The sequence below is a fragment of the Corynebacterium tuberculostearicum genome (assembly GCF_032821615.1).
GTDB lineage: Bacteria > Actinomycetota > Actinomycetes > Mycobacteriales > Mycobacteriaceae > Corynebacterium > Corynebacterium tuberculostearicum_H.
This window is the reverse complement of the sequence record NZ_JAVBIF010000001.1, coordinates 249,027-272,579: the sequence shown is the minus strand read 5'-3', so window position 1 is coordinate 272,579 and position 23,553 is coordinate 249,027. Positions and strand designations below refer to the sequence as shown.

The window sequence follows — 23,553 nt, the reverse complement described above, 5'->3', positions numbered from 1 at the left end:
TTAGGCACTCCTTAGGCTAGCGAGTTCACGAGGGTATGTGCGATATCGAGTTCTTCTGGGCGAGGGAATTGGGTGCCTTGTTTGGATGCAGCCGCAGTTCCGTAGGCCACCGACTGCGCGAGACTATCGGCCGGCGACTTACCGGTGGTGCGGCCGAGGAGGTATCCGGCGAGCGCGGCGTCACCGGCGCCTACGGTGGATTTCACCGTTGCTGGCGGTGGAGTTGCAGCCCAAGCGCCATCCGCGGTAACCAGCACCGCGCCGGCACCGCCAAGGGTGACGAGTACTTCTGCGATGCCCTGCTTGACGACGTCCCGGGCCGCCCGAACAACCCCCGAGTACTCGCCGCGTGCGGCCTGGTTTTCTAGTTCGCGGCCGTCGGTTCCGGTGAGCTGGCCGAGCTCTAGGCCGTTCGGCTTAATGAGATCCGGCGCAGCAGAATTGAGGCTTTCGCCAATGGCCTGCATTGGGGCATCTGACGTATCGACGGCAATGCGAGCCTGTGGTGCGGCCGCGCGGACCGCGGAGATGAGGTCGCAATACCAATCGGTGTTAACGCCACGCGGCAGGGAGCCGGCTAGGACCACCCAGTCGGAGGCAAGGGCGCGGGCGGTGAGCTCGGAGGTAATGGCTTGGGAGTCGGCGTCGGAAAGCGCAGGGCCTGGGCCGTTGACCTTGGTGGTAGTGCCATCAGGCTCTGTGATGGTGGTATTGACGCGAACTGTGCCGTCCATGGGGATTGCAGAGGAAGGCAGCCCGGCCGAGTGGATGAGATTTAGGAAAGAATCGGAGTCGTGGGCCGGGAAAAGAGCCAAGGATTGCTCGCCGGCCAAGTGCACGGCATGAGTGACGTTTACACCCTTGCCGCCAGCAACCTGTGTGACCTCGCTGGCCCGGTGGACATCACCGGAGGTCAATGGCTCGCTGAGCACAAGGGTGGCGTCGATACTGGGATTGGGGGTCAGCGTGAGAATCAAGTCGTCCCTTTCGCAGGTTGTATATTGGGGCCGAACGCCGTTGGAGAGGACCTCGCGGGCATGGCCCGCCCTTAATGTTGATTCTTGTCCGATTGTGTCCGAAAGTCAACAGAATTTCTGTGGTATACATTGCTTTTCTATCCGATTTGTGGTGTTCTGGAAGTTAATAAACCGCTATCTTCGAAGGAAGTACGCTCATGGAAAACGCGTCTGAGTCCACAATCAAAGGAACCGGTGTCGTTGCCGGAGTCGCCTACGCCGAAGCCGTGTGGGTCCGCCCTCGCCCGGCCCTGCCTACCGAGGGAAGCATTGACCCAGAGCAAGCGAGCGATTCTGAGTACGACCGCTTCCTTGCGGCCGTAGATACTGTCGCTGGCCGCTTGGAGCAGCGGGCTGCTGCCGCCGAAGGCCAGGCTGCGGAAGTTCTGACTGCAACGGCCGGCATGGTCAAGGACCGAGGCTGGCATAAGGCCGTGCGCAAAAACATCCGCACCGGCCGGAATGCGGAGTTCGCTACTGTCGGCGCCACCGATAAGTTTGTCACCATGTTCGAAGCCGCCGGCGGAGTGATGGCAGAGCGCACCACTGACTTGAAGGACGTGCGCGACCGCGTAATCGCAGAGCTGCGCGGCGAGGACGAGCCGGGCCTGCCGCTCGTAGACGGCGAGGCCGTGCTGTTCGCGGACGATTTGGCCCCGGCCGATACCGCGACGCTGGATACCAAGCACATCAAGGCCCTTGTTACCGAACTTGGTGGACCTACCAGCCATACGGCCATCATCGCCCGTCAGTTGGATATTCCGTGCATCGTTGCTGTAGGTGCCGCGCTGAGCGATATTGAAAGCGGCACGCTGGTATTTGTCGATGGCGCAGTGGGCGCCGTCACCCTTGGGGCCGACGAAGAGGCTTCCAGAAAGGCTGTGGCCGAGTATCGCGAGCGGGCGGCACGCGTTGCTCAGTGGCGCGGCCCGGCGGAAACCAAAGATGGCCACCGCGTGCAGCTGCTTGCCAACGTCGCTGATGGCAACGCCGCCCGCATTGCTTCGGATTCGCAGGCAGAGGGTATCGGCCTGTACCGCACGGAACTATCGTTCCTCTCGGCCAGTGAAGAGCCCAGCGTTGACGAGCAGGCAAAGATTTACGGCAAGGTCTTTAATGCCTTCCCTGAATCCAAGGTTGTCGTGCGTACGCTAGATGCTGGCTCCGATAAGCCCATTTCCTATGCCACGCTGAGCTCCGAAGAAAACCCAGCATTGGGTGTTCGTGGTCTGCGTATTGCACGCGATAATGAGGCTCTGCTGACCCGCCAGCTGGATGCGATTGCCCAAGCGGCTGAGGCTCGCGATGACAAAGCCTCTACCTGGGTGATGGCTCCTATGGTTGCCACCTCTACCGAGGCCCAGTGGTTTGCTAGCCTGTGCCGCGAGCGCGGCCTGACTGCCGGCGCCATGATTGAGGTTCCGGCCGCAGCGCTCATGGCGGATAAAATCATGCCGCACCTTGATTTCGTGTCCATCGGCACTAATGACCTGACTCAGTACACTATGGCCGCGGACCGCCTGTCGCCTCAGCTGGCCTACCTGACCGACCCGTGGCAGCCGGCTGTGCTGCGGCTCATTCAGCACACCTGCATCGTGGGCCAGGCCAATAACGTTGCGGTAGGCGTGTGCGGTGAGGCGGCGGCCGACCCAATGCTGGCCTGCGTGCTTACCGGCTTGGGCGTAAATTCGCTATCCGCAGCGTCGACCGCAGTTGCGGGCGTCGGCGCGCAGCTGGCAGAGGTTACCTTAGAACAGTGCCAGCAGCTTGCCGAGGTGGCACTGGATGCGGAAAGCCCTGACGCTGCCCGTACCGCAGTGGTAGAACGCATGGAGTCCTTCGCCTAAAGGAGGCGAAGGATCGGGGGATTACTCGCTGGCGAGCACGACCTCAATTTCGCGCTCGCGCAGCGCCTCCACGAAGGAATCGGGGGCAGCGGCGTCAGTGATGACGACGTCGATATCGGCGGCAGAGGCGAAACTTACCAAGTAATCATTGCCCAGCTTGCTGGAGTCACACATGACCACTACTTTGTGGGCATTGGTGACAAAGGCGGATTTGATGGCTGCCTCTTGGGAGTCGGCCGTCGACAAGCCATGGTCCAGGGTAAGGGCATTGGTGCCGATAAAGGCGACGTCGGCACGCATCATCGCCAGGGTGCGCAGTGCGGTATCGCCAACGACGGCCTGGGTAATCGCGCGGACCGTACCGCCAAGTAGCTGGACGTCTGGCACACCGTTGCTTGCTAGCGACAGAGCAATAGGCAAGCTATTGGAGACAATATTGAACTGCGCTTGCGGGTATTGCTGTCCAATGAGCTCCGCGAACGCGTTAATGGTGGTGCCTGCGTCCAAGAAAATGCTGCCGCCGCCGTGGGGGAGAAAGTCGAGGGCCGCGCGGGCGATGGCTGCTTTTGCACCGGAGGCGGACCGCTGGCGAGTATCCAAGGTAAGCTCCGCGGTTTGGAAGGTTTGGGAGGCTACCGCGCCGCCGTGCACGCGGTGGACGACGCCCTCACGATCAAGCACGGCAAGGTCGCGCCGAATGGTCTCGGCCGTGACTTCGAAGCGCTCTGAGAGTTCAGTGACGTTGACACGGCCTTCAACGGCGGTGAGGGAAGCAATTTGGCGACGCCGCTCTTCTGCGTACATGATTCCTCCTTGAATCTAGAGACATCGCGTCATGGCGTGGGGGTAAAAATTGCCACTTTATGCGGAAGTGAAAATCCGGCGATGTTGTTTTGCTTAGTCCATTGTCTCAAAAATCGGGAATAAACGGACTAAAGTAAAAATTTGCACGGCTGCATTCAATACCCGGTGCGCTGAAGTACCTGGTCAGAGGTAAAAGTGGGAAAGTGGGATTTTCGTCTCTTTTGGTGTCCGGGTCCGAAATGGAGCCAAAATGGGGGTGGCAGGAAACGGGCCGCGTCAACGAAGGGTGTACATAGGTAGGCCCCGCGAGGGCCACGCTTGGCCCTTGCGGGGTCATAGAATCTGCGTCAGGTGCGTGGTTAAAGCTTACGGAATACCGATACGACCTTGCCCATGATTTCCGCATCATCGCCGTTGATGGGAGCGTAGGCCTCATTGTGAGGAAGTAGCCACACACCGGAGGAATCGCGGTGGAACTCCTTGACGGTAGCTTCAGATCCTTCGAGCAGGGCGGCCACGAACTCGCCCTCCTCTGCGACTGACTGGGAACGAATGATTACCCAGTCGCCGTCAAGGATGCCGGCATCCTGCATCGAGTCGCCGACTACTTGCAGCATATAAAGGTCGCCGCCACCGACCACCTCGTCAGGCATGGGGAAGTATGTGTCGACGTTTTCCTCTGCGGTAATGGGTGCTCCCGCAGCGATACGGCCGACCACAGGAATATAGGAAACGGCACCTGCATCCTCCGGAACTTGCTGCTCGGGCTTAGCCGGCTTGCGGCCAGGCTTTTTGGCGCCATCATCCGTATTAAGGTGGCGAACATCTACGGCACGCGGCTTATTAGGGTCTCGGCGCAAAAACCCTTTCTCTTCCAATTGTTTTAGCTGATAGGCAACCGATGACGTGGACTGCAGCCCCGCTGCGTCACCAATTTCGCGAATGCTTGGTGGGTAACCACGCAACATAACGGCGTCACTAATGACATTGAGGATGCGTCGCTGGCGGTCAGATAGGGAGGCGTAGTCGGTCTTCTCGGTGGTCTTCTTTGGCTTGCGGCCCATTGCTGGCTCCTCGGAGGGGATCGGGTGGATTTATCGGTGGTCTGTTAGCTGGCGGCGCTGAAAGTTGCCACACGTCATTTGTAGCACGAAAAGTACAGATGTTCGAGATTTGCTCGTTGGGGTGGACAAGTATTCGAAGCGATGCTATAAATCGAACGTACCAACTAAATCGAACATTATGGCGACTGGGGGTCATGACGTGTCGCATGAGGTGCCTACGGTGGGTTCAGTCGTCGAAAGGAAAGTCATGTCTCTGCTGATCAATTCTCGCAATAACCTGGTAACTCGCAACGCTACCGAACCTGTAGTGGTGCCTTCTGCATCCGTATGGGATGTGGAGCGTGGCTACGGTTCTGCCGTCCGCGGTACTGCAAACTCTCGGTATGTTCGAACTCTACGTGTGGAAGATCGCACGACCTATCGTTCGAACCGCACGTCGGCCGGAGGCTCTGGGGACAGATCGAATAGGGGCCGAAACAGCGTGGGTGAGTCGAACACAGGTAACTACGCATTGGGCGCAGTGTTTGGTGTAGCGGTCTTTGTGGGCACTTTGCTAGGAGGACTAGCTGGTGCTGAAGGAAACAGTGCACCGCAACCGCCGGCTTCTAATGTGCAACAAGTAGAGGCTGCAGTAACACGCTAGGGGGACCGGTGGGGGCGAAGCCCGGTGGTCGCACGGAATTGAAGGTGAGTAAACTACTGGCGTAACAACGTCAGTGAAAGGACCACTGTGTATTGCCCCTTTTGTCACAATGAGCAATCCCGCGTCATCGACTCGCGTGTGGTCGATGCTGGAGCGTCGATTCGTCGCCGGCGCGAGTGTGCTTCGTGCAAGGGGCGCTTTACCACGGTTGAGAAGGCCGTGTTGCTTGTGGTGAAGAGAAACGGTCTGGCCGAGCCTTTCAGCAGAGATAAATTGATTCGCGGTGTCCGCCGTGCCTGCCAGGGGCGAGATGTAAGCGACGATGCCCTGAAGAAGCTGGCGCAAGAAGTGGAGGAGACCGTGCGCAGTCATGGCTCCTCGCAGGTCAACGCGAACGAGATTGGCTTGGCTATCCTGGAACCACTGCGGGACCTTGACGAGGTGGCCTATCTGCGCTTCGCCTCCGTGTATAAATCCTTTGAAAGCGCAGATGACTTTGAATCCGAGATTCGCCTGATGCGAAGGCGCGATCGCGAGGACTTTTAGCGCAGTTTGTCCACCGCCTTTTGGATGCGCCGGAGTGAAACGGCATGGGCTGTGCCAAGGCGCTGAGCAAAAAGGGAAACTCGAAGTTCCTCTATCATCCAACGCACGTCCTTGACCTCGCGGGTCTTTTCGCGGCCGGCCGGTAGATTGCGCAGGCGGTTGGATAGGTAGGCCTTGGCGTTATCAACCTCGGCTTGACGGTCTGCATCGCGGTCGGGGTCAAGGTTCATATCCTCTAGGCGAATGCGCATGGCTTGGATATATCGCGGTAGATGGCGCAGATGGGACATTCCATGGACAGTGATGGCGTTTCGGGGAAGGAGGAAATCCAGTTGTGCGCGCATGTCATCGATTGCTGGACCGTCCCAATGAGCGAGTTCCGCTCGCAGGTTGGAGTACTCGGCGAGTCCGGGGGCAATAGCTACCACTGCCTGGCGTACGCGGCCTGGGACCTGGGGCTTGACGGTGTCTTTAAGCTTCTGAAACGCCGCGGGGGTGCGGACGGGCCCGCCGGCTTCGAGCATCAGGTCGCGGATCGCGGCGATGCGGGCGTCATTGACAAGGCCGTCGGCGCCGCCGTGCGGATAGGAATCGACGGCGACGCGCTGTTGCAATGGCAGGCCCTTGACCATTTGGGAGGCGTTGACGGATATCTCACGCATGAGGAGCGTAAGGGTGGTCGTTACCATGGCGGCATCTGCGGCGGCCTTGGTGGGATGAACCTTGAGTTCGACGCCGTCCTTGGTAGCGACCAGGGCAGGGTAGGCGGTGACTTCGTGGCCGTCGACGGTGGTCGTTACCGTGTCATCGATGGTGCCGAGGGTGTCGTCGGTCCATTCGCTGACGGCGGTGGACTCGGAGGTGCGCGAGACGCGGGATACGGAGGACTTGATGTGTCCGGCCTGCCGTCGGACGAGCGCCGCGAGGTCGCGGTCCGAGTCGACGATTTTGCCGCGCTTATCGATGGCCCCGTAGTTCATCCGCAGGTGGGCGGGTAGCTTGCTGGCCTGGAAGTCGGTGGCGTTGATTCCTTGACCGCCGAGTTCGCGGAGGACGTCGGCAAGCTGCTGCGTGATGGAGCCTTCATAAGGGATGAGGCGGTCGACGGCGCGCTCGGCAAATTCGGGCGCGGGTACGACAGTGCGGCGCAGGGCCTTGGGCAGGCTGCGGATGAGCTCGGTGACGAGCTCGAGACGCAGACCCGGAACGAGCCAATCGAAGCCTTCGGTATCCAAGCCGGCGAGCATAGGAATGGGAACCATTACGGTGACGCCGTCGAGAGGATCGCCGGGCTCGAACTTGTAGGTCAGTTCGTAATCGATAGAGCCCTTGCGCCAGTGGTCGGGGAAGGATTCCTCGGTGACCTCGTGGGAGTCGTCGATGAGCTTTGCGGGATCAAAATCCAGCAGGTCAGGAGTGCGGCGGCGCTCCTTTTTCCACCACGAGTCAAAGTGGCGGCCAGTGGTAACTTTTTCCGGAATGCGCTGGTCATAGAAATCGAAGAGCGTGTCTTCGTCTACGATGAGGCCGCGGCGGCGGGCCTTTTCTTCGTATGCGGCGGCGTCGTCAAGCGCTTGGGCGTTGGCCTTGAAGAAGGCGTGGTGGGTGTTCCAGTCTCCGGCGATAAGGGCGTTGCGGATGAACATATCGCGGGCAGCGGCGGGATCGACGCGGTGGTAGGGCACGGTGCGGTCGGCCACGATGGGCACGCCGTAGAGCGTGGATTTTTGGTGCGCGATGGCGGCGGCGCGCTTGCGGGACCAGGTGGGCTCGGAGTAGTTGTGCTTGAGCAGGTCCGCGCCGAGCTTTTCTACCCAGGCAGGATCGATGGCGGCGACATCGCGCGCCCAGAGGCGGGAAGTTTCCACCAGCTCGGCAGCCATGAGGAACTCGGGAGGCTTTTTAGCCAGGGCGGAGCCGGGGAATACCAGGAAGCGGGTGTTGCGCGCGCCCTGGAACTCCTTGGAATTGCCATCGCGGGCGCCGATATTGGAGAGCAGGCCCGAAAGGAGGGACATGTGGATGTCATCGGAGCGGCGCTCGGTGCCTTCCTGGTAGGTCCAGCCCAGCTGCTTGGCGACGTCCTTGAGCTGGCGCACCAAGTCAAACCACTCCCGGATGCGCATGTAGTGGAGGAATTCCTGCTTCATGCGCTTGCGGAACTTATTGCCGGATTGCTCATTGCGGGTTTGCTTGATGTAATCCCACAGCTTGAGCATGGACAAGAAATCCGAGGTCTTGTCCTTGAAGCGGGCGTGGGCTTGGTCGGCCTGGGCTTGGAAGTCGAGGGGACGCTCGCGCACATCTTGGATGGTCATGGCGGCAACGATGACCATGACATCATCAAGGCATCCGTTGGTATTGGCTTCAATGAGCATGCGCGCCATGCGCGGATCCAGGGGGATGCGGGCAAGATCGCGGCCGATGGTGGTCAGCGAGGGCTTGTCTTGCTTGTCGTGGAGGGCACCGAGCTCGTGGAGAAGCGTGAGACCATCGCGGATGGCCTTGTGCTCGGGCGGCTGGATGAAGGGGAATTGTTCGATGTCGCCTAGCTTGAGCGAGACCATCTGCAAGATGACGCTGGCGAGGTTGGTGCGCAGAATCTCTGGGTCGGTGAATTCGGGGCGGCTTTCAAAGTCCTGTTCGCTATAGAGGCGAATGGCGATGCCATCGGCAACGCGGCCGCAGCGGCCGGAGCGCTGGTTGGCGGAGGCCTGCGAGATAGGCTCGATAGGCAGGCGCTGGACTTTGGTGCGCGTGGAATATCGCGAGATACGGGCGGTGCCGGTATCGACGACATAGCGGATGCCGGGCACGGTAAGCGAGGTTTCGGCGATATTGGTGGCCAAGACGATGCGGCGGCCGCGGTGCTCGCTAAACACGCGGTGCTGCTCTTGGTTAGATAGGCGGCCAAAGAGGGGAGTGACCTCGACGTTTTTCCACTTTTTGCCTTCGATGGCCTCCATGGCATCGCGGATATCTCGCTCGCCAGGAAAGAAGCACAGGATATCGCCGTCGCCTTCACGCATGAGCTCTTCGATGGCCTCGGTCAAGCCGTCGAGCGGGTCTTGGTCTACGACTTTTCCGCCGGCCTCGAATTCGAGTGGCCGGTAGCGGATTTCTACGGGGTAGGTGCGGCCGGAGACCTCGATAATGGGGGCGGGGTTGCCGTCGGCGTCGGCAAAATGGGCGGCGAAGCTTTCAGGGTCGATGGTTGCGGAGGTGATGATCACCTTGAGGTCGGGACGCTTGGGCAATAGGCGCTTCAAGTAGCCCAAGAGGAAGTCAATATTGAGCGAGCGCTCGTGGGCCTCATCGATAATGATGGTGTCGTACTTATTAAGGAAGCGGTCGCGTTGCATCTCGGCGAGCAGAATGCCGTCGGTCATCAGCTTGACGGCGGTGGTCTCAGAGACGCGGTCATCGAAGCGGATGGCGTAGCCGACGGACTCGCCGATTTTCTGGTCCAGTTCCGAGGCGATGCGTTCGGCCACGGTGCGCGCTGCAATACGGCGCGGCTGGGTATGGCCGATGAACCCGCGCCGGCCGCGGCCTAGCTCGAGACAGATTTTCGGGATCTGGGTGGTCTTACCAGAACCGGTCTCACCAGCGATGATGACGACCTGGTTGTCCCGAATTGCCTCGGCGATATCGTCCTTGCGGGCGGTGACGGGGAGGGCGTCGGGGTAGGTGATGCTGGGAACGGCGGCGTCGGTAAGTGCGACGCGATCGGCCGCGGCATGGATTTCAGCGCCGATTTCTTGCAGAGCTTTAGGCGCACGGGCCTTCTTGAGGCGGCGGCGGAAGGAGCGCGCCTCGGCCAAAGTGACATTTTCGAGTGCGGCGAAGAGCTCGTCGCGAGAAGGGGATTCGTTCTTAGTCATGACTAGGCAACGAGTTTACCCGTCCACCTGAAATGAGGAAAAAGTTGTTAAAGTTAAAATACTTATCCATTTTTCTATGTGCATTCCTGAAGGAGGAGCACCGCCTATGACAAACCCGTATGCGGGTGGAAATGATGATTTTCCGCGCTACGAGCCGACCGATCACCCCGAGGACCGACCAAACTACGGACAGCTTCCGTCCTATGGCGGAAGCCATGAAGAAAATACCCAAGGCTATGTGGGCTACCAAGCAGGCCAGCGGCCGTTTACCGGTAAGGCCTCCGCAATAGATGCGGTTTCTTGGGCTTTTCGGACTGTCTTTGGCAATTGGAAGCTGTGGATTCTGGGAGCACTAGCGCTTTTTGTTCTAAGTATCGTTTTTGTAGCCATTGCTGGCGGCATTAATGCCGCGAGCTACTCCGGCTCGGGTGAGCCAACCGCGGGTTCTTGGGTTTCTCAGCTCATTTCGACTGTCCTAAGCCTTGTATTGTCGCTGGTAATTATGCGCCTAGCGCTTTTCCAGATCGATGACGCCCGCACCGGTTGGGGTTACCTTTTTAAGAACGTGCGTTGGTGGCAGCCGCTGGTCATCATGCTTGTCATCGGGGCGGTGGCGAGCCTCATTGCATTCGCTGCAGTAGGCGGAACTGTCTATGGGTTGCTTAACGACGCCGAGAATATGACGGAGGACGAAGCAGTTGCGGCAGTATTAAGCGTCATGGGCATCATGGCCGTGATTTCGCTGATTAGCTTCTTTATCCAACCATTCTTCTCGCTGATGCAATGGTTCGCGGCCGACGGCGATAGCGTTGGTGACGCCGTGAAGAAGGGCTTTCAGGCAGGTAAGAACAACTACGGTCAACTGTTGCTACTGGCAATTTTGAACTTTTTCATCATCATCGGCGGCTTCTTGCTTTTAGGTATCGGCCTTATCGTGGCGTATCCGGTGACGCTCTTGGCACAGGCGCATATGTTCCGCCAGTGCGCGGGGCGCAACATCTTTCCACAGGCGTAGCGCACCATAGTTGAAGGCCACCGTTCCAGTTAGGGGCGGTGGCCTTTGGCGTGCTTGGCGACGCCCCCGTGTGGGGCCGCCGGGTGAGACTACTGCCGGGAGCGCTCAATCGCCTTGTTATAGGCGGAGGTGATGAGCGTGCCGAATTCGCGGAATTCCTCGGCGCGGGCGGCGGAGGAACGGAACACGAGGCCCACCTCGCGCTCGGCGGTGACATCGGAGGCAAAGTGGGCGATGGCGACGTCCTTGCCATGGCATTCGGTGGCCAGGGCGGATTCGGGGACGAGGGTGCAGCCCAGGCCGCCCATGACCAGCTGCATGATGGTGGTTAGGGAAGAGGCCCGGGTGACGGAATTGGTGGCCTCGGCTGGGTTGATATCGGCATGGCGGCAGAGGTCGACTACTTGGTCGCGCAAGCAGTGGCCGTCGTCAAGCAGCAGTAAATCCAAGTCCTTGAGCTCCGCAAGCTCGACATCCTCGCGGCCGGCGATGGGGTGATCGGGCGGGCAGACAATGGAGAATTTCTCCGTGTACAGCGGGCTATCGACCATGCCGGTGGCCTCCGACGGAAGGGCCATGATGGCAAGATCCAAGTTGCCATTGCGCAGGCGAGTAATGAGGTGCTGGGTTTGCTCCTCGACGAAGCGCGGCTCGAGGTCCGGGTAGGCTTCAGCCAGCATGGAGAGTAGATCGGGAAGGATGTAGGGGGCGATGGTGGGGATAACGCCGATGGTCAGCGGGCCGGCGAGGGTGCCGTTGGCGCCGCGAGCGTGGGCGAGGAAGGTATCGGCGGCTTCAAGAGTGGCCTTGGCGTAGGGGAGGAGGGTCTCACCGGCCGAGGTGACGATGACTTTGCGGGTAGAGCGCTCGATAAGCTGCAGGCCCAAGCCCTGCTCGAGGGCAACGAGGCCCTGAGAGAGGGAGGGCTGAGAGATTTCGAGTTTGGCGGCCGCGGTACCAAAGTGCTTGTTTTCCGCAACGGTGACAAAGGTGCGCAGCTGAGCAAGTGTAGGGCGATACTCTTTATTATGCATGCCTATCACTCTAACACTTACCTATAGGATTTGCTATTGACGCGAGCGGAAAAGATGGTATAACTGATCGTGTTGGGCCGGACACGGTCCGGCCCCGCTGCTTGTACGCCAAGCGGCAGGAAACTTAGAGGAAAAGCCTTTGCTAAAGGAGTTGAAGACTATGCCTATTTTGACCGTCGGCGAAAAGTTCCCAGAGTTCAACCTCACCGCCCTGACCGGTGGCGACCTGCACGACGTCAACGCTAACCAGCCGGAGGACTACTTCGAGCAGGTATCCTTGGACAAGTACGAGGGCAAGTGGAAGGTCGTCTTCTTCTACCCGAAGGACTTCACCTTCGTTTGCCCGACCGAGATCGCTGCCTTTGGCAAGCTGGACGAGGAGTTCCAAGACCGCGATACCCAGATCCTCGGCGGCTCCACCGATAACGAGTTCGCTCACTTCAACTGGCGCGCAACCCACCCAGAGCTGAAGGAAGTTCCTTTCCCGATGTTCTCCGACGTGCGCCACGACCTCATCCGTGCACTGGGCGTAGAAAACGCTGATGGCGTTGCTGACCGCGCTACCTTCATTATCGACCCAGATGGCGTTATCCAGTTCGTTTCCGTTACCCCGGATGCTGTCGGCCGTAACGTAGACGAGGTTCTGCGCGTGCTCGACGCCCTGCAGTCCGAAGAGGTCTGCGCTTGCAACTGGGAGAAGAACGACCCAACCAAGAACATCAACAAGATGGACGTCGTTCAGTCCGCACTCTAAATCTCACTGAGATGCAGGTTTACCCCGCTTTCGTGGCGGGGTTTCCTTTTGAATCCAGCGCAGCAAATTCCTATCAAAATATCAAAGGAGAAAAGTTATGTCTATTGATAATCTGAAGTCTTCCCTACCGGAGTACGCCAAGGACCAGAAGCTCAACTTGGGCACCCTGACCCGTTCCAAGGACCTGGACGAGGAGCAGCTCTGGGGCTGCCTGCTGGCATCGGCCGCCGCAACCCGCAATGACACCGTGCTGTCTGAGATTGCGGAGGAAGCAAAGGAGCACCTGTCTGAGGAAGCTATCGAGGCAGCCTACGGCGCAGCCACCGTTATGGCTATGAACAATGTTGCCTACCGCGCCAAGGGCTGGTTGGGCGATGACTACGCACGGGTTAAGTTCGGCCTGCGCATGAACATTATCTCCAAGCCAGGCGTGGACAAGGCCAACTTCGAGCTGTGGAATACCGCAGTCTCCGCCATCAATGGCTGCGAGCACTGCTTCGGCGCCCACGCCCAGGAAGTCAACGAGGCTGGCCTGAGCAAGGAGCAGATCTGGGAGGCCGTTAAGGTCGCTGCCGTAGTTCAAGCTGTGGCACAGGCTGTCCAGATTGAGGCCGCACGCTAAAAGTCTGGCTTATAGCCGCCCTCGCGCTTGCCGACGTCCCCCCAGCTCCAGCGAGTGTGGGTCTTCCGGATTGGTCTGGATGATGGCTTTCATGCCACACCACCGTATTTAAATCCAATCGTCCTCGACGAGGAAGGCATTGACCGCAATGGCGGCGGCGGTGGCCTCGCCCATCGCCATCGCTACCTGCGCCGGTGGGTTGACCACGTTGCCTACGGCCCAGATGCGCGGGTGGCTGGTGGCACCGGCGAGGCCCGTTTTGATCAGGCTGCCGCCCATGCCCGACGGCGGACTGTGGCGCTGAAGATTGAGGTCAGCGAGGAACTCATCGTGAGGGCGGGGAATGGGCATGTAAAACAGTGCATCGACGGCATGCTCGTCGCTTTCCAGCAGGACTTTTCCGTCTTGGAAGGCGGTGACGGGGCCGTCGATAAGCGCAATGCCCCGCCGAGTCAGGTCCGCGCGCTGCTCGTCGGTGAATTCCATTCCATTGGTGAAGAAGGTGATGTCCTTCGACCACTGGCGCAGAACCGCGGCATGGTGGAAGGAGAACTCGCCGATGTAGAGCACGCCGAGCTTCTTGTCCGCCACCTCGTATCCGTGGCAGTAGGGGCAGTGGAGGACCGTATTTCCCCAGTTTTCTTGCAGGCCCGGGATAGCTGGGTGCTCGTCGTCCACGCCGCTGGCGACGATGATAGAGCGGGCAGCGATGGTCTCACCGTTGCTCAACGTGGCGGTGAGCGTGCGGTCATTATCGGTGACGGAATCCACGGTGGCGTTCACGATCTGCGCGCCATAGCTGCGCAGCTGCTCCTTGCCGCGCTCTTGAAACTCAAGGGGTGGCGTGCCCTCGAGGGCAATGACTCCATGAATTTCATGGGCGAAACGGTTGCGGGGAGTGGCGGAATCAACAATGAGCACGCTGCGGCGGGCGCGGACCATGACTAGGGCTGCCTGCAGGCCGGCCGCGCCACCGCCGATGATGAGGGTATCTACTGTCTGCATGGCCCCGAGTAAACCAGAGGAGGGTTTAAATGGCAATGGTTTTCAGTAGTTTGTGGCAGGCGTCACGCCCAACCCTGACTTGGCCAAGTTAGTGCCGAAGGGTTGGGGTGTGGTGGGAATTCGTCAACATGAGGCATCGGCCAGAATCGGGAATCCGGCCGTCGAAGGAAGGCGCCTTGTGTATCCTTTGGGTGTCGTTGAGCCTTTAAGGAGCAAGAAAGTAGCATGACCCACCCCTCCACCGTCTCTAAGGTGGGCATCCGATCCCGTGCCCTGCGATTCGCACCGCGCCGCTCGGACTGGTCCCGCGTGACTATCGGGCGCGACCTTTCGGCCGGCCTTATGGTGGCCCTAGTCGCACTCCCCCTGGCGCTCGGCTTCGGCGTTGCTTCTGGTGTCGGCGCGGCAGCTGGAATTACGACGGCCATCGTCGCGGGCATCCTGTCCGCAGTCTTCGGCGGTAGCAACGTCCAGGTAAGCGGCCCGACCGGCGCAATGACCGTGGTGCTCATCCCCATCGTGGCCGACCATGGTGCCGATGGGGTGCTCGTCGTTGGCGTGCTGGCGGGGCTCATGCTGCTCTTGCTGGCATTCACCGGCGCTGGCCGCGCGATGAAATACATGCCGTTGCCTGTCATCGAAGGTTTCACAGCCGGTATTGCGGTGATCATCGCCCTCCAACAGCTACCTGCAGCACTCGGTGTTGACGTAGATGGCGAGAAAGTCCTCGGGTTGGCGTGGGACGCAATCAAAGCTTGGCTAGATGCTCCGGTATGGCAGGCGCCCGTTATGACCCTCGCGGTGGCGGCCGGAATCGTGGTTGCTGCCCGCATTCGTAGTGGCTTTCCCGCGGCGCTGGTGTTGGTAGCTGCTGCGACGGCCATCAACATGCTGGCAGACAGCGGTCTGAAGACTATCGGCTACATCCCGTCGACGTTGCCTGCCCCGCGCTGGCCGCAGATCCCGTGGGAGCACCTGGATTCCTTGCTGTTGGCAGCGGTCGCCGTCGCAGCGCTCGGTGCGTTGGAATCGTTGCTGTCAGCGACGGTTGCCGACGCAAAGACTGTCGGCGACCGGCACGATCCTGACCGCGAGCTCTTTGGGCAGGGCGTGGCCAACGTCGTCGCGCCCCTGTTCGGCGGGATCCCCGCAACAGCCGCGATCGCCCGAACTGCTGTCAACGTGCGGGCAGGCGCGGGCACACGCCTGGCAGCGGTGTTCCATTCGCCGCTCCTGCTCGTCGCCGTACTCGTTGCGGCCCCCCTTACCCCGGGGCGAGGCAACCAGGGTGGCTTTGTCGTTTTCGCTGGCTAATACTCCACGCGCAGGTCCGCTAGGCGGACTTCGCCGGCTTCATCGGAGGCGTCTAGATCTACCGTAGCGACGAACTGGTAAGCATGGTCGCCGTCGGGGTCCTTGATGATCTGGCGCACCGACCAGGCTCGCGAGTCAGTATCGCCAAGGCGGAAGAACTCTGGGCCGCGGGCCTCGGGGCCGGAATCGATGTCATCATATTCATCGAAATAGTCATCCAGGATAGCGCCGAAGTCCGGCACCTCGTCCAAGTAATCGAGCAGCTCCGCCAAGCGGTCTTCCTTTTCCAAAGCAAAGAGCTGCACCAAGCGGAACATGTAATTGCGCACCATGATGGTAAAGGCGCGGCGATTGGACGTGAGCGCGGTGGGATCCTCCACGCCAAAGGCCAGCTCGCGGTCCACCGTGTCTTGGTCGATGGGGGAGTCCTCGCCGGCCATTTGCGCCCATTCGTCGACAAGCGAGGAATCCACCTGGCGGATAAGCTCACCTAGCCAGATGACGATGTCTTCGAGTTCTGGCGTGTTGTACTCGTCCGGAATGGATTGCTTAAGGGTACGCCAGGCGTCGGTCAGGTAGCGCAAAATCACGCCCTCGGAGCGGGCCAAGCCGTAGGTGGCGACCAAATCCGAGAAGGTCATGGCGTTCTCGAGCATGTCGCGCACCACGGACTTGGGACGCAGCTCGAATTCCTTGACCCACGCATTGGTTTCAGCGAAAGTATCGTAGGCCTGCTCCAATAGCTCCTCGAGCGGCTTTGGCCAGGTGATGTCTTCTACGATATTCATGCGGTCGGTGTAGTCCACCCCGTCCGCCTTCAGCGCGGCGATCTCTTCGCCGCGGCGCTGCTTCTGCTGGGCAATGAGCACCTGGCGCGGGTCATCTAGGATGGCCTCAAAAACGGAAATAACGTCCAGGTTATAGGTCTCCGCTTCCGGATCCAGCAGCGAGAGCGCCGCCAGCGCGAATGGGCCCAGCGGCTGATTGAGCGCAAAGTCACGCGGCAGCTCTCGCACCAAATGGTAGGGGCGGCCGTAGATATCCAATCCCTTGGTGGACTTTTGCACCACGCCGGAATCCACTAGCCCGCGGAAGAGATCGAGCGCGGTGAGGATGTCCTTATTCTGTTTGCTGCGGTTATCGTGGTTATCCCGCAGCAGGTGGCGCATGTGCTCATAGCCATTGCCGTGGCGCGCCAAGACATTGAGCAGCATGGAATTAGAAACGCGGAACTGAGACGTCAGTTGCTCCGGTTCAGCCTCAGTAAGGCGCGCGAAGGTCTTCTCGGACCAGGACACCTCGCCTTCGCGGGCGGACTTTTTCTTGAGCTTCTTCAAGCGCTTGGGGTCATCGCCGATGCGGCGGCGTTCCTTAGCATTTTCGATCTCATGCTCGGGGGCCTCGACCACCACTGTGCCTTCGGTGTCATAGCCGGCGCGGCCGGCGCGGCCGGCAATCTGGTGGAATTCGCGCGATTTGAGGATGCGTTGGCGCTGGCCGTCGAACTTGGCAAGCCCAGTCATCAGCACGGTGCGGATGGGCACGTTAATGCCCACTCCCAAAGTATCGGTGCCACAGATGACTTTAAGCAGGCCCTTTTGCGCCAGGCGCTCTACCAAACGGCGATATTTGGGCAGCATACCCGCGTGGTGGATGCCGATGCCCTTGCGCAGGAGCTTGGACAGATCCTTGCCAAAGGCAGTGGTGAAGCGGAAACCACCGATTTCCTGGGCAATGGCTTCCTTTTCATCCTTAGTGATGATCCCCGAAAGTGAGGTGAGCGCCTGGGCGCGCTCGGCCGCTTCACGCTGCGAGAAGTGCACCACGTAGATGGGAGCCTTCTTATCGGCCAAGAGCTCCTCGATGGTCTCGTGCACCGCGCTAAAGACATAGGAAAAGTCCAGCGGCACGGGCCGCGTGGAGCCGGCGACGAGGTTGGTGGCGCGGCCGGTACGGCGGGTGAGATCCTCTTCTAGCCACTGAGTATCGCCCAAAGTGGCAGACATGAGCAGGAACTGCGCCTTGGACAACTCCAGCAGCGGCACCTGCCAGGCCCAACCGCGGTCCGGCTCGGAGTAGTAGTGGAACTCGTCCATCACTACCTGGTCGATATTGGCTTCGGCGCCATCGCGCAGCGCAATATTGGCCACAATCTCGGCGGTGGCGGCGATGATGGGGGCATTGCCATTAACGGTGGCGTCGCCAGTCATCATGCCCACATTCTCGGCACCGAAGATATCGCAGAGGGCAAAGAACTTCTCGCTCACAAGGGCCTTAATCGGCGCGGTATAGAAACTGCGCTGGCCACGAGCTAGGGCGATGAAGTGTGCAGCATTAGCCACCATGGACTTACCCGAGCCCGTAGGGGTAGCGAGGATGACATTATCACCGGCCAGAATACCGAGCGAGGCTTCTTCCTGCGCCGGGTACAAATTGATACCCCGGCCGGTAGTCCACGAGGTAAAGGTATCCCAAATTGCCTCGTCTACGAGGGACTCGGGTACTTCCGTTAAATCTGGCAGCAGCTGAGATAAGTTCACCCCCACCACCTTAGCGGCGATGGGGGCGGGTTAGTTAGATATCGTCACCTAAGTCGCCCTCGCCCGAAGTAGAATCAGGGCCATCCTTCCCATCATCGGACTGCGGGCCTTCCTCCTCGGCGGAATCTTCGCGGTCATCGATCTCGGTATTGATGATCTGCTGGCTTTCTTCTTCATCCAAGGAAGCCAAGAATGCCTGGAATTCCTCGCTGATTTCCTCACCGGTAGGCATGGGCTCCTCGCCAGGCATGATTGCCTGCGGATGCTCCTTGCGGTAGCGCTCCATATAAGCGTCATACTGCTGCTCGAGTTGTTGGACTACGCCTTCAATCTCATCCGAGCCACCAACTTGCTCCTCCAGCTGGCTTTCCACGCGAGAAATATCGGCCTCAATGCTGCCCAAAGGAATATTGAGGCGCGCCGCCCGAGCCACCGAATCCAACAACTGGTACGTGGCCTGCGGATAAGGCGAAGCGGCCAAATAATGCGGCACGTGGACGGTATATCCAGCCACCGTGCGGTGCTTATCCGCCAGAGCCTTTTCCAAGTACAGCGCGGCGGAGCCTGGCACCATCATGGTGGAATCCATCGAGAGCATGTGCTCGGTCAAGCGGGAGGAGGTGCCATGGGCCGTGACCACCGTGGGGCGGGTATGCGGCACCGGCATCGGCGCGGCATAGAGCATGATGGTGTCTTCAATATTGAACTTTTCCACCAGCTTCACCACGGCCGTAGTGAACGCCTCCCAGCGCATGTCTGGTTCAGGGCCAGACAGCAGTAGGAAGGTCTTGCCGGAATTATCGCGCAGGACCTTAATACCAAGATCCATGGACTCGATTTCCAGCGCCCGATCCTTATCAATCGTGATGGCTGGGCGGCGCGAGCGGTAATCAATCAGCTCATCAGAGTTAAACGATGCCAGCTGACGGCCTTCCAAAGCGGCCTTCAGGTGGTCAGCACTTGCCTCAATGGCCTGGCCAGCGTCAGCATATCCGTGCATGGCAACAATCATGGTGGGGCCTTGTCCGTCACCGGAATCATCCCTAATCACCGGAGCCGGATATTCCAGCTCATACATGCGGCGATCTTCTTCGTGCATGTTGTGTTACCTCCTTGCTTTCTTACCTACCCCAACGCCGCGTGCGTGCTTACTATTCCCGCGCGCACTGCGAGGCTAAATAAACAATTGTGCCCCAAACCGCTGCGCATTGCCAGCGCAATTCCGGGCGGGGTGTGGAAAAGCCGCTTGCCGACGCCCCCTTCACCCCACCTATCCACAGATCCCCCTTACCTAGCACTAATTGGCCTATGCACAGTTGCGCGCGTGTTTGAAGCTGGGGCTATGGACATCACAACACCAACTCAGCCCATCCGTACGCCCGGCGATATCCTCGCCAATATTCCAGGAATCCTCGGATTCTTTCCCACCGAATCAGTCATCCTCATCTCCATCCAACCCAGCCAACGCGGACACAGCATCGGACCAGTAGCCCGCCTCGATCTGCACGATGTGCCTGGTGCCCTGCACGAAGTGATGGAAGCGTTTCACTGCGGAAATCCCGAAATCAACTTCTGCTTCGTGCTCTCCCAACGCGAGGAGGGAGAGCTTTGGGATATTCTGCAGTCTCTTTACCATTTCCAAGACCGGACAGGTATGGGCATCGATGCCTGCTGGCTGGCCGAAGAACTATCCACCGATACCGCCTATGACCTCATCTTTGGCCACGCCACAGAAGGCGGCGAGGGCCCGCTGCAGAATTGGATGGAAGGAACCATACCCGCCATCTCGACGAGCCACACGATGCGCGCCTGCGTGAATAATGGCATGCTTCCGGAACTTAGCCGTCATGACTTGGTCCAGCGCTTTAAGGACCCGAACCCCTACTTTGGGGAAGAAGAGATTAGGGCCATGGAGCGATGCGCCGAAGAGATTGCCCGCCAATTGCGCGCCGGGCACGGGTACGGCACTACAGATCCAGTGCAGGTGGTCAAACACCTCATTGCCGATGTTCGCTATGTGCTCAGCGAAGTCGAATCGCTGGAGGAAACCCTAGAAAATGAAGAATTGTTGTGTGTGGCAGCTATGTGGATGTCTACCACTTGGACCCGTGACCTGGTCATTGCAGAGCTCGTCTCCGCGCCGCAGGAAGCAGGAGACCTGTTATTGGCGGTAGCCCGTACATTCCAGGGGTCTATTCGCTATAACGCCCTAGCTTTGTATGCTGCTAGCCAGGTGTCCCACGAATTCGGAATTTATGCCGGTCCGGCGCTTTCCGTAGTAGTAGAAGAGGCGCCCCATCACAATTTGGGGCGCCTCATAGCGCAGGGATATCGCAGCGGCATGGGAAAGCGGTTGGTCTCCAGCCTATGCCATGGTTGCGAGCTAGCCCGCGAAGCGGCGGGGCTCCGCGTTGACAGCCCCGCCTAACACGCGCGGCGTCTAGGACCGCTTTGCGGAATGTGCTTTATCGCCGAGCTGTCGGGTGAAGTTCCACGCGTCGGTGACGATGGTTTCCAGGTCCGTACGGGTGGGATTCCACCCGAGTTCCCGCTGAATCTTCTCAGAGGAAGCGATGAGCGTAGCTGGGTCGCCCGCGCGGCGCGGGGCCACCTCAGCCGGAATGTCGTGGCCGGTGACCTTGCGGCACATCTCGATGACCTGCTTGACGGAGTACCCATCGCCAGAACCCAGGTTGTAAATGCGGTGCTTGCCAGATTCATTGGACTCAAGGGCAAGCACGTGGGCGTCGGCTAGATCGCGGATATGGATGTAGTCACGCACTGGGGTGCCGTCTGCGGTCTCCCAGTCATCACCGAACATGAAGATCTTATCCCGGTGGCCCAAAGCAACCTGCAACACGATGGGGATGAGGTGGGTTTCTACCTCGCGGTTTTCGCCGATATTTCCGTAGGCGCCTGCCACGTTGAAATAGCGCAGCGAGGTAGCGCCAAGGCCGTAGGCGTGGGCAAAGGACGTGATCATGTAGTCGATGGCCAGCTTGGTCGCACCATACGGATTGGTGGGCTGGGTTGGCATGTCTTCCGTAATCGGGACCTGGTCGGGCTCACCGTAGGTTGCAGCGGTGGAGGAAAAGACGAGGTTTTTGACGTCGTTATCCCGCATGGCATTAAGCAGCGTCAGGGTAGTAACGACGTTGTGCTGCCAGTACTCATCTGGTTTTTCGACGGATTCGCCCACCAAGGAGCGCGCAGCGAAGTGAATGACGCCTTCGAAGCCACCTTCGCCCAAGACATCGGCAGCCTTGTCCGCGACGTCGCCCTCGACGACGCGGGCGGCTTCCGGAACGGCCTCACGGTTGCCAGTGGAGAAATTATCGATGATGGTTACGTCATGGCCTTGTTCGACTAATACTGCGGCGCAGACGCTGCCCACGTAGCCGGCGCCACCTGTGACAAGAAGCTTCATGGTTATACCTCCACGCGCACAGCGTGCGCCAAATCGTCGGAAAGCACGACGCTGCCGCCCTCAGGCGTCGACAGTGTAATCGTGCCGCTGTTATTGACCACGGACACCTTCGCGCCCACACGAATGCCGGCATCGGTGAGCTCTTGGAAGGTGCCATCATCAACCTGCAGGATTTCATTGACCTGTATGACGGTAGCGGAGACCTGCTCGCCATTGGGGAGATCGACCGCGCGGGTGCCCTGGTCCGGCTGCGGAACTTCGAAGCCAAGTGCAGACAGCGCCGGAATAGGATTGCCAAAAGGCGACCGCGTCGGATCATCGAGAACGGCGACCATGCGCTTTTCCACCTCTTCGCTCATGACGTGCTCCCACCGGCAGGCCTCGTCGTGGACCTTGGCAATGTCGAGCCCCAAGACGTCGGTAAGCAAACGCTCTGCCAACCGGTGCTTGCGCATGACTGCGGTAGCTAGGTCGCGGCCCTTGTCCGTGAGATCCAAACTGCGGTCGGTGCGCACGTGCAAAAGGCCATCGCGCTCCATGCGAGCTACAGTCTGAGAAACCGTAGGCCCAGATTGCTCCAAACGCTCCGCAATGCGGGCGCGCAGGGGAGTGATGCCTTCTTCCTCTAGCTCGTAGATGGTCCGCAGATACATCTCCGTTGTATCAACTAGGTCCCTCACGTGGGCATACCTTTCTGTGTGAATACAGTTACGCGGCTATAGTCCCGCCCAAGAACGGGAAAGCGCTTTCTAGACTCTGCAGTCCAGATTAGCCTACCTAAGGCTTGGCTCGCCGCTAGGAACCAAGCCGATGCCTTATCAACGCCAAAACCCGAGCCCATGGCGGTACGTTGCCAAATGGGCCCGGGGAGAGGGTGTGCTGCCGAATACAGTAGGCGTGGATTACAAAGCGTACTCGCGCAGGCGATCGGCGCGGTTGCCATCGCGCAGCTTAGCCATGACTTCGCGCTCAATCTGGCGTACACGCTCGCGCGAGAGGCCGAAGCGGCGACCAATCTGATCCAAGGTGCGCGGAACACCATCATCGAGGCCGTAGCGCAGGCGGATGACGTCCTGCTCGCGCTTTTCCAAGGTGTCAATCACACCGCGGATATCGGAGTGGCGCATAGAAGCGACGACCGCAGTTTCAGCATCGGTAGCTTCCGCGTCTTCGATGAAGTCACCCAAAGGAGCTTCTTCATCGGTACCTACCGGCATATCGAGAGAGACCGGATCGCGCGACTGGCGCAGCAGCATCTCAATCTTGTTCTCATCAATACCGGATTCTTCCGAAAGCTCCTCGTTGGTAGCTTCGCGGCCCAAGGATTGATACATCTCGCGCTTAATGCGGGAAAGCTTGTTTACCTGCTCCACCAAGTGGACTGGGAGGCGAATGGTGCGGGACTGGTCAGCCATGCCGCGGGTAATCGCCTGGCGGATCCACCACGTGGCATAAGTGGAGAACTTAAATCCCTTGGCGTAATCGAACTTCTCCATTGCGCGGATAAGACCCAAGTTGCCCTCCTGGATGAGATCCAGCAGTGGCATACCGCGGCCGGTGTAACGCTTTGCCAGCGAGACAACGAGGCGCAGGTTGGCTTCGAGCAGGTGGGAGCGTGCCTTCTTGCCTTCACGGGCGAGGATCTTAAGGTCGCGCTTTTCTGCGCGGGTGAGCTTTTCTGCGTTATTGAGCTTGTACTCCGCGTACAGACCAACCTCAATGGCCTGAGCGAGTTCTACCTCATCTTCCGCGCTGAGTAGTGCGGTCTTGCCGATGCCGTTGAGGTAAACGCGGACGAGGTCGGCAGAAGGATTATCGTTGGTTTGGTTGCGGCGAGATCCGCGGTCTACTTCCTGTTCTTCATCAGTAGTGGCACTTGAAGTGCCCTTGGCGGTGGTGGCAGATGTCTTCGTCATAGTGAAGCCTCCTGAATTTGTCGCCGGTTTCACAAAGTACAACGGAGTCTGTAGCGATTTAGTTCCCGGTGCGGAGAGAATCAGTAAAAACAGTTGTTCCCCGTGGTACAAATCCACCTTTT

At 59.5% G+C, this 23,553-nt stretch carries 17 protein-coding genes and 1 pseudogene; 7 read left to right on the top strand and 11 right to left on the bottom strand.

Annotation, left to right across the window (positions count from 1 at the left end; all coding sequences use genetic code 11):
• Nucleotides 1–11 precede the first annotated feature (11 nt).
• The gene (locus tag RAE09_RS01305) at nucleotides 12–977 is read right to left on the bottom strand and encodes a 1-phosphofructokinase family hexose kinase (protein WP_200435542.1); all 966 of its coding nucleotides are present in this window, start codon (nucleotides 975–977) and stop codon (nucleotides 12–14) included.
• Between the two features lie 197 nt (nucleotides 978–1,174).
• Between RAE09_RS01305 and ptsP the strand changes: the two genes are divergently transcribed.
• A complete protein-coding gene (ptsP, locus tag RAE09_RS01300; RefSeq protein WP_316980753.1) occupies nucleotides 1,175–2,863 on the top strand; it encodes a phosphoenolpyruvate--protein phosphotransferase in 1,689 nt (562 codons plus the stop codon).
• Nucleotides 2,864–2,884: 21 nt separating this feature from the next.
• On the opposite strand, the gene RAE09_RS01295 is transcribed toward ptsP, so the two are convergent.
• Complete coding sequence (locus tag RAE09_RS01295; protein WP_250408393.1) at nucleotides 2,885–3,667, bottom strand: DeoR/GlpR family DNA-binding transcription regulator; 783 nt, start codon at nucleotides 3,665–3,667, stop codon at nucleotides 2,885–2,887.
• 359 nt (nucleotides 3,668–4,026) lie between these two features.
• The gene (gene lexA, locus RAE09_RS01290; protein WP_150851050.1) at nucleotides 4,027–4,731 is read right to left on the bottom strand and encodes a transcriptional repressor LexA; all 705 of its coding nucleotides are present in this window, start codon (nucleotides 4,729–4,731) and stop codon (nucleotides 4,027–4,029) included.
• Nucleotides 4,732–5,461: 730 nt separating this feature from the next.
• On the opposite strand from lexA, the gene nrdR reads away from it, so the two are divergent.
• On the top strand, nucleotides 5,462–5,920 hold the full coding sequence (gene nrdR, locus RAE09_RS01285) for a transcriptional regulator NrdR (protein WP_005328590.1): 459 nt from the start codon (nucleotides 5,462–5,464) through the stop codon (nucleotides 5,918–5,920).
• Here nrdR and hrpA read toward each other — a convergent pair.
• Entirely contained in the window at nucleotides 5,917–9,804 is a 3,888-nt protein-coding gene (hrpA, locus tag RAE09_RS01280; protein WP_316980752.1) for an ATP-dependent RNA helicase HrpA, read from the bottom strand. The genes nrdR and hrpA overlap by 4 nt on opposite strands.
• A 106-nt stretch (nucleotides 9,805–9,910) precedes the next feature.
• Here hrpA and RAE09_RS01275 point away from each other — a divergent pair, with 106 nt between their 5' ends.
• Nucleotides 9,911–10,819, top strand: coding sequence for a hypothetical protein (locus RAE09_RS01275; RefSeq protein ID WP_150850341.1), 909 nt, complete (start codon nucleotides 9,911–9,913; stop codon nucleotides 10,817–10,819).
• Nucleotides 10,820–10,908: 89 nt separating this feature from the next.
• Here RAE09_RS01275 and RAE09_RS01270 read toward each other — a convergent pair whose 3' ends face one another.
• Complete coding sequence (locus RAE09_RS01270) at nucleotides 10,909–11,853, bottom strand: hydrogen peroxide-inducible genes activator (RefSeq protein ID WP_150850342.1); 945 nt, start codon at nucleotides 11,851–11,853, stop codon at nucleotides 10,909–10,911.
• Between the two features lie 160 nt (nucleotides 11,854–12,013).
• Between RAE09_RS01270 and RAE09_RS01265 the strand changes: the two genes are divergently transcribed.
• Entirely contained in the window at nucleotides 12,014–12,607 is a 594-nt protein-coding gene (locus RAE09_RS01265) for a peroxiredoxin (protein ID WP_023021385.1), read from the top strand.
• Between the two features lie 97 nt (nucleotides 12,608–12,704).
• Nucleotides 12,705–13,229 carry a carboxymuconolactone decarboxylase family protein gene (locus RAE09_RS01260; protein WP_005325083.1) on the top strand — a complete coding sequence of 175 codons (525 nt, stop codon included), beginning with the start codon at nucleotides 12,705–12,707 and terminating at the stop codon, nucleotides 13,227–13,229.
• Nucleotides 13,230–13,337: 108 nt separating this feature from the next.
• Here the strand turns inward: RAE09_RS01260 and RAE09_RS01255 are convergent, their stop codons facing one another.
• A complete protein-coding gene (locus tag RAE09_RS01255) occupies nucleotides 13,338–14,234 on the bottom strand; it encodes an NAD(P)/FAD-dependent oxidoreductase (RefSeq protein ID WP_316980751.1) in 897 nt (298 codons plus the stop codon).
• Nucleotides 14,235–14,459: 225 nt separating this feature from the next.
• On the opposite strand from RAE09_RS01255, the pseudogene RAE09_RS01250 reads away from it, so the two are divergent.
• Nucleotides 14,460–15,500, top strand: a pseudogene (locus tag RAE09_RS01250) (SulP family inorganic anion transporter); the annotation flags it as partial.
• Nucleotides 15,501–15,544: 44 nt separating this feature from the next.
• Here the strand turns inward: RAE09_RS01250 and RAE09_RS01245 are convergent.
• Both RAE09_RS01245 and RAE09_RS01240 read right to left on the bottom strand, forming a co-directional pair.
• On the bottom strand, nucleotides 15,545–18,088 hold the full coding sequence (locus RAE09_RS01245) for a DEAD/DEAH box helicase (RefSeq protein WP_316980749.1): 2,544 nt from the start codon (nucleotides 18,086–18,088) through the stop codon (nucleotides 15,545–15,547).
• A gap of 34 nt (nucleotides 18,089–18,122) precedes the next feature.
• Entirely contained in the window at nucleotides 18,123–19,187 is a 1,065-nt protein-coding gene (locus RAE09_RS01240; protein WP_302257904.1) for a PAC2 family protein, read from the bottom strand.
• A 243-nt stretch (nucleotides 19,188–19,430) separates the two neighbouring features.
• Here RAE09_RS01240 and RAE09_RS01235 point away from each other — a divergent pair, with 243 nt between their 5' ends.
• Nucleotides 19,431–20,516 (top strand): DUF4192 domain-containing protein, encoded by a 1,086-nt coding sequence (locus tag RAE09_RS01235; protein WP_316980748.1) that lies wholly within the window; start codon nucleotides 19,431–19,433, stop codon nucleotides 20,514–20,516.
• Nucleotides 20,517–20,528: 12 nt separating this feature from the next.
• Here RAE09_RS01235 and galE read toward each other — a convergent pair whose 3' ends face one another.
• The 3 genes from galE to RAE09_RS01220 form a co-directional block, all read right to left on the bottom strand.
• Nucleotides 20,529–21,515: a UDP-glucose 4-epimerase GalE gene (gene galE / locus RAE09_RS01230; protein WP_198493185.1), complete on the bottom strand. Its 987-nt coding sequence runs from the start codon at nucleotides 21,513–21,515 to the stop codon at nucleotides 20,529–20,531.
• 2 nt (nucleotides 21,516–21,517) lie between these two features.
• On the bottom strand, nucleotides 21,518–22,195 hold the full coding sequence (locus RAE09_RS01225; RefSeq protein ID WP_040425254.1) for a metal-dependent transcriptional regulator: 678 nt from the start codon (nucleotides 22,193–22,195) through the stop codon (nucleotides 21,518–21,520).
• Nucleotides 22,196–22,417: 222 nt separating this feature from the next.
• Nucleotides 22,418–23,431, bottom strand: coding sequence for a sigma-70 family RNA polymerase sigma factor (locus RAE09_RS01220; RefSeq protein WP_005325073.1), 1,014 nt, complete (start codon nucleotides 23,429–23,431; stop codon nucleotides 22,418–22,420).
• Nucleotides 23,432–23,553 lie beyond the last annotated feature (122 nt).

What these genes read in the sequence shown, in the direction of transcription:
- RAE09_RS01270 (WP_150850342.1), bottom strand. Translation starts at nt 11,853, where the DNA reads ATGCATAATAAAGAGTATCGCCCTACACTTGCTCAGCTGCGCACCTTT.
- RAE09_RS01295 (WP_250408393.1), bottom strand. Translation starts at nt 3,667, where the DNA reads ATGTACGCAGAAGAGCGGCGTCGCCAAATTGCTTCCCTCACCGCCGTT.
- galE (WP_198493185.1), bottom strand. Translation starts at nt 21,515, where the DNA reads ATGAAGCTTCTTGTCACAGGTGGCGCCGGCTACGTGGGCAGCGTCTGC.
- RAE09_RS01275 (WP_150850341.1), top strand. Translation starts at nt 9,911, where the DNA reads ATGACAAACCCGTATGCGGGTGGAAATGATGATTTTCCGCGCTACGAG.
- RAE09_RS01220 (WP_005325073.1), bottom strand. Translation starts at nt 23,431, where the DNA reads ATGACGAAGACATCTGCCACCACCGCCAAGGGCACTTCAAGTGCCACT.
- RAE09_RS01240 (WP_302257904.1), bottom strand. Translation starts at nt 19,187, where the DNA reads ATGCACGAAGAAGATCGCCGCATGTATGAGCTGGAATATCCGGCTCCG.
- ptsP (WP_316980753.1), top strand. Translation starts at nt 1,175, where the DNA reads ATGGAAAACGCGTCTGAGTCCACAATCAAAGGAACCGGTGTCGTTGCC.
- RAE09_RS01235 (WP_316980748.1), top strand. Translation starts at nt 19,431, where the DNA reads ATGGACATCACAACACCAACTCAGCCCATCCGTACGCCCGGCGATATC.
- hrpA (WP_316980752.1), bottom strand. Translation starts at nt 9,804, where the DNA reads ATGACTAAGAACGAATCCCCTTCTCGCGACGAGCTCTTCGCCGCACTC.
- RAE09_RS01265 (WP_023021385.1), top strand. Translation starts at nt 12,014, where the DNA reads ATGCCTATTTTGACCGTCGGCGAAAAGTTCCCAGAGTTCAACCTCACC.
- RAE09_RS01255 (WP_316980751.1), bottom strand. Translation starts at nt 14,234, where the DNA reads ATGCAGACAGTAGATACCCTCATCATCGGCGGTGGCGCGGCCGGCCTG.
- lexA (WP_150851050.1), bottom strand. Translation starts at nt 4,731, where the DNA reads ATGGGCCGCAAGCCAAAGAAGACCACCGAGAAGACCGACTACGCCTCC.
- RAE09_RS01260 (WP_005325083.1), top strand. Translation starts at nt 12,705, where the DNA reads ATGTCTATTGATAATCTGAAGTCTTCCCTACCGGAGTACGCCAAGGAC.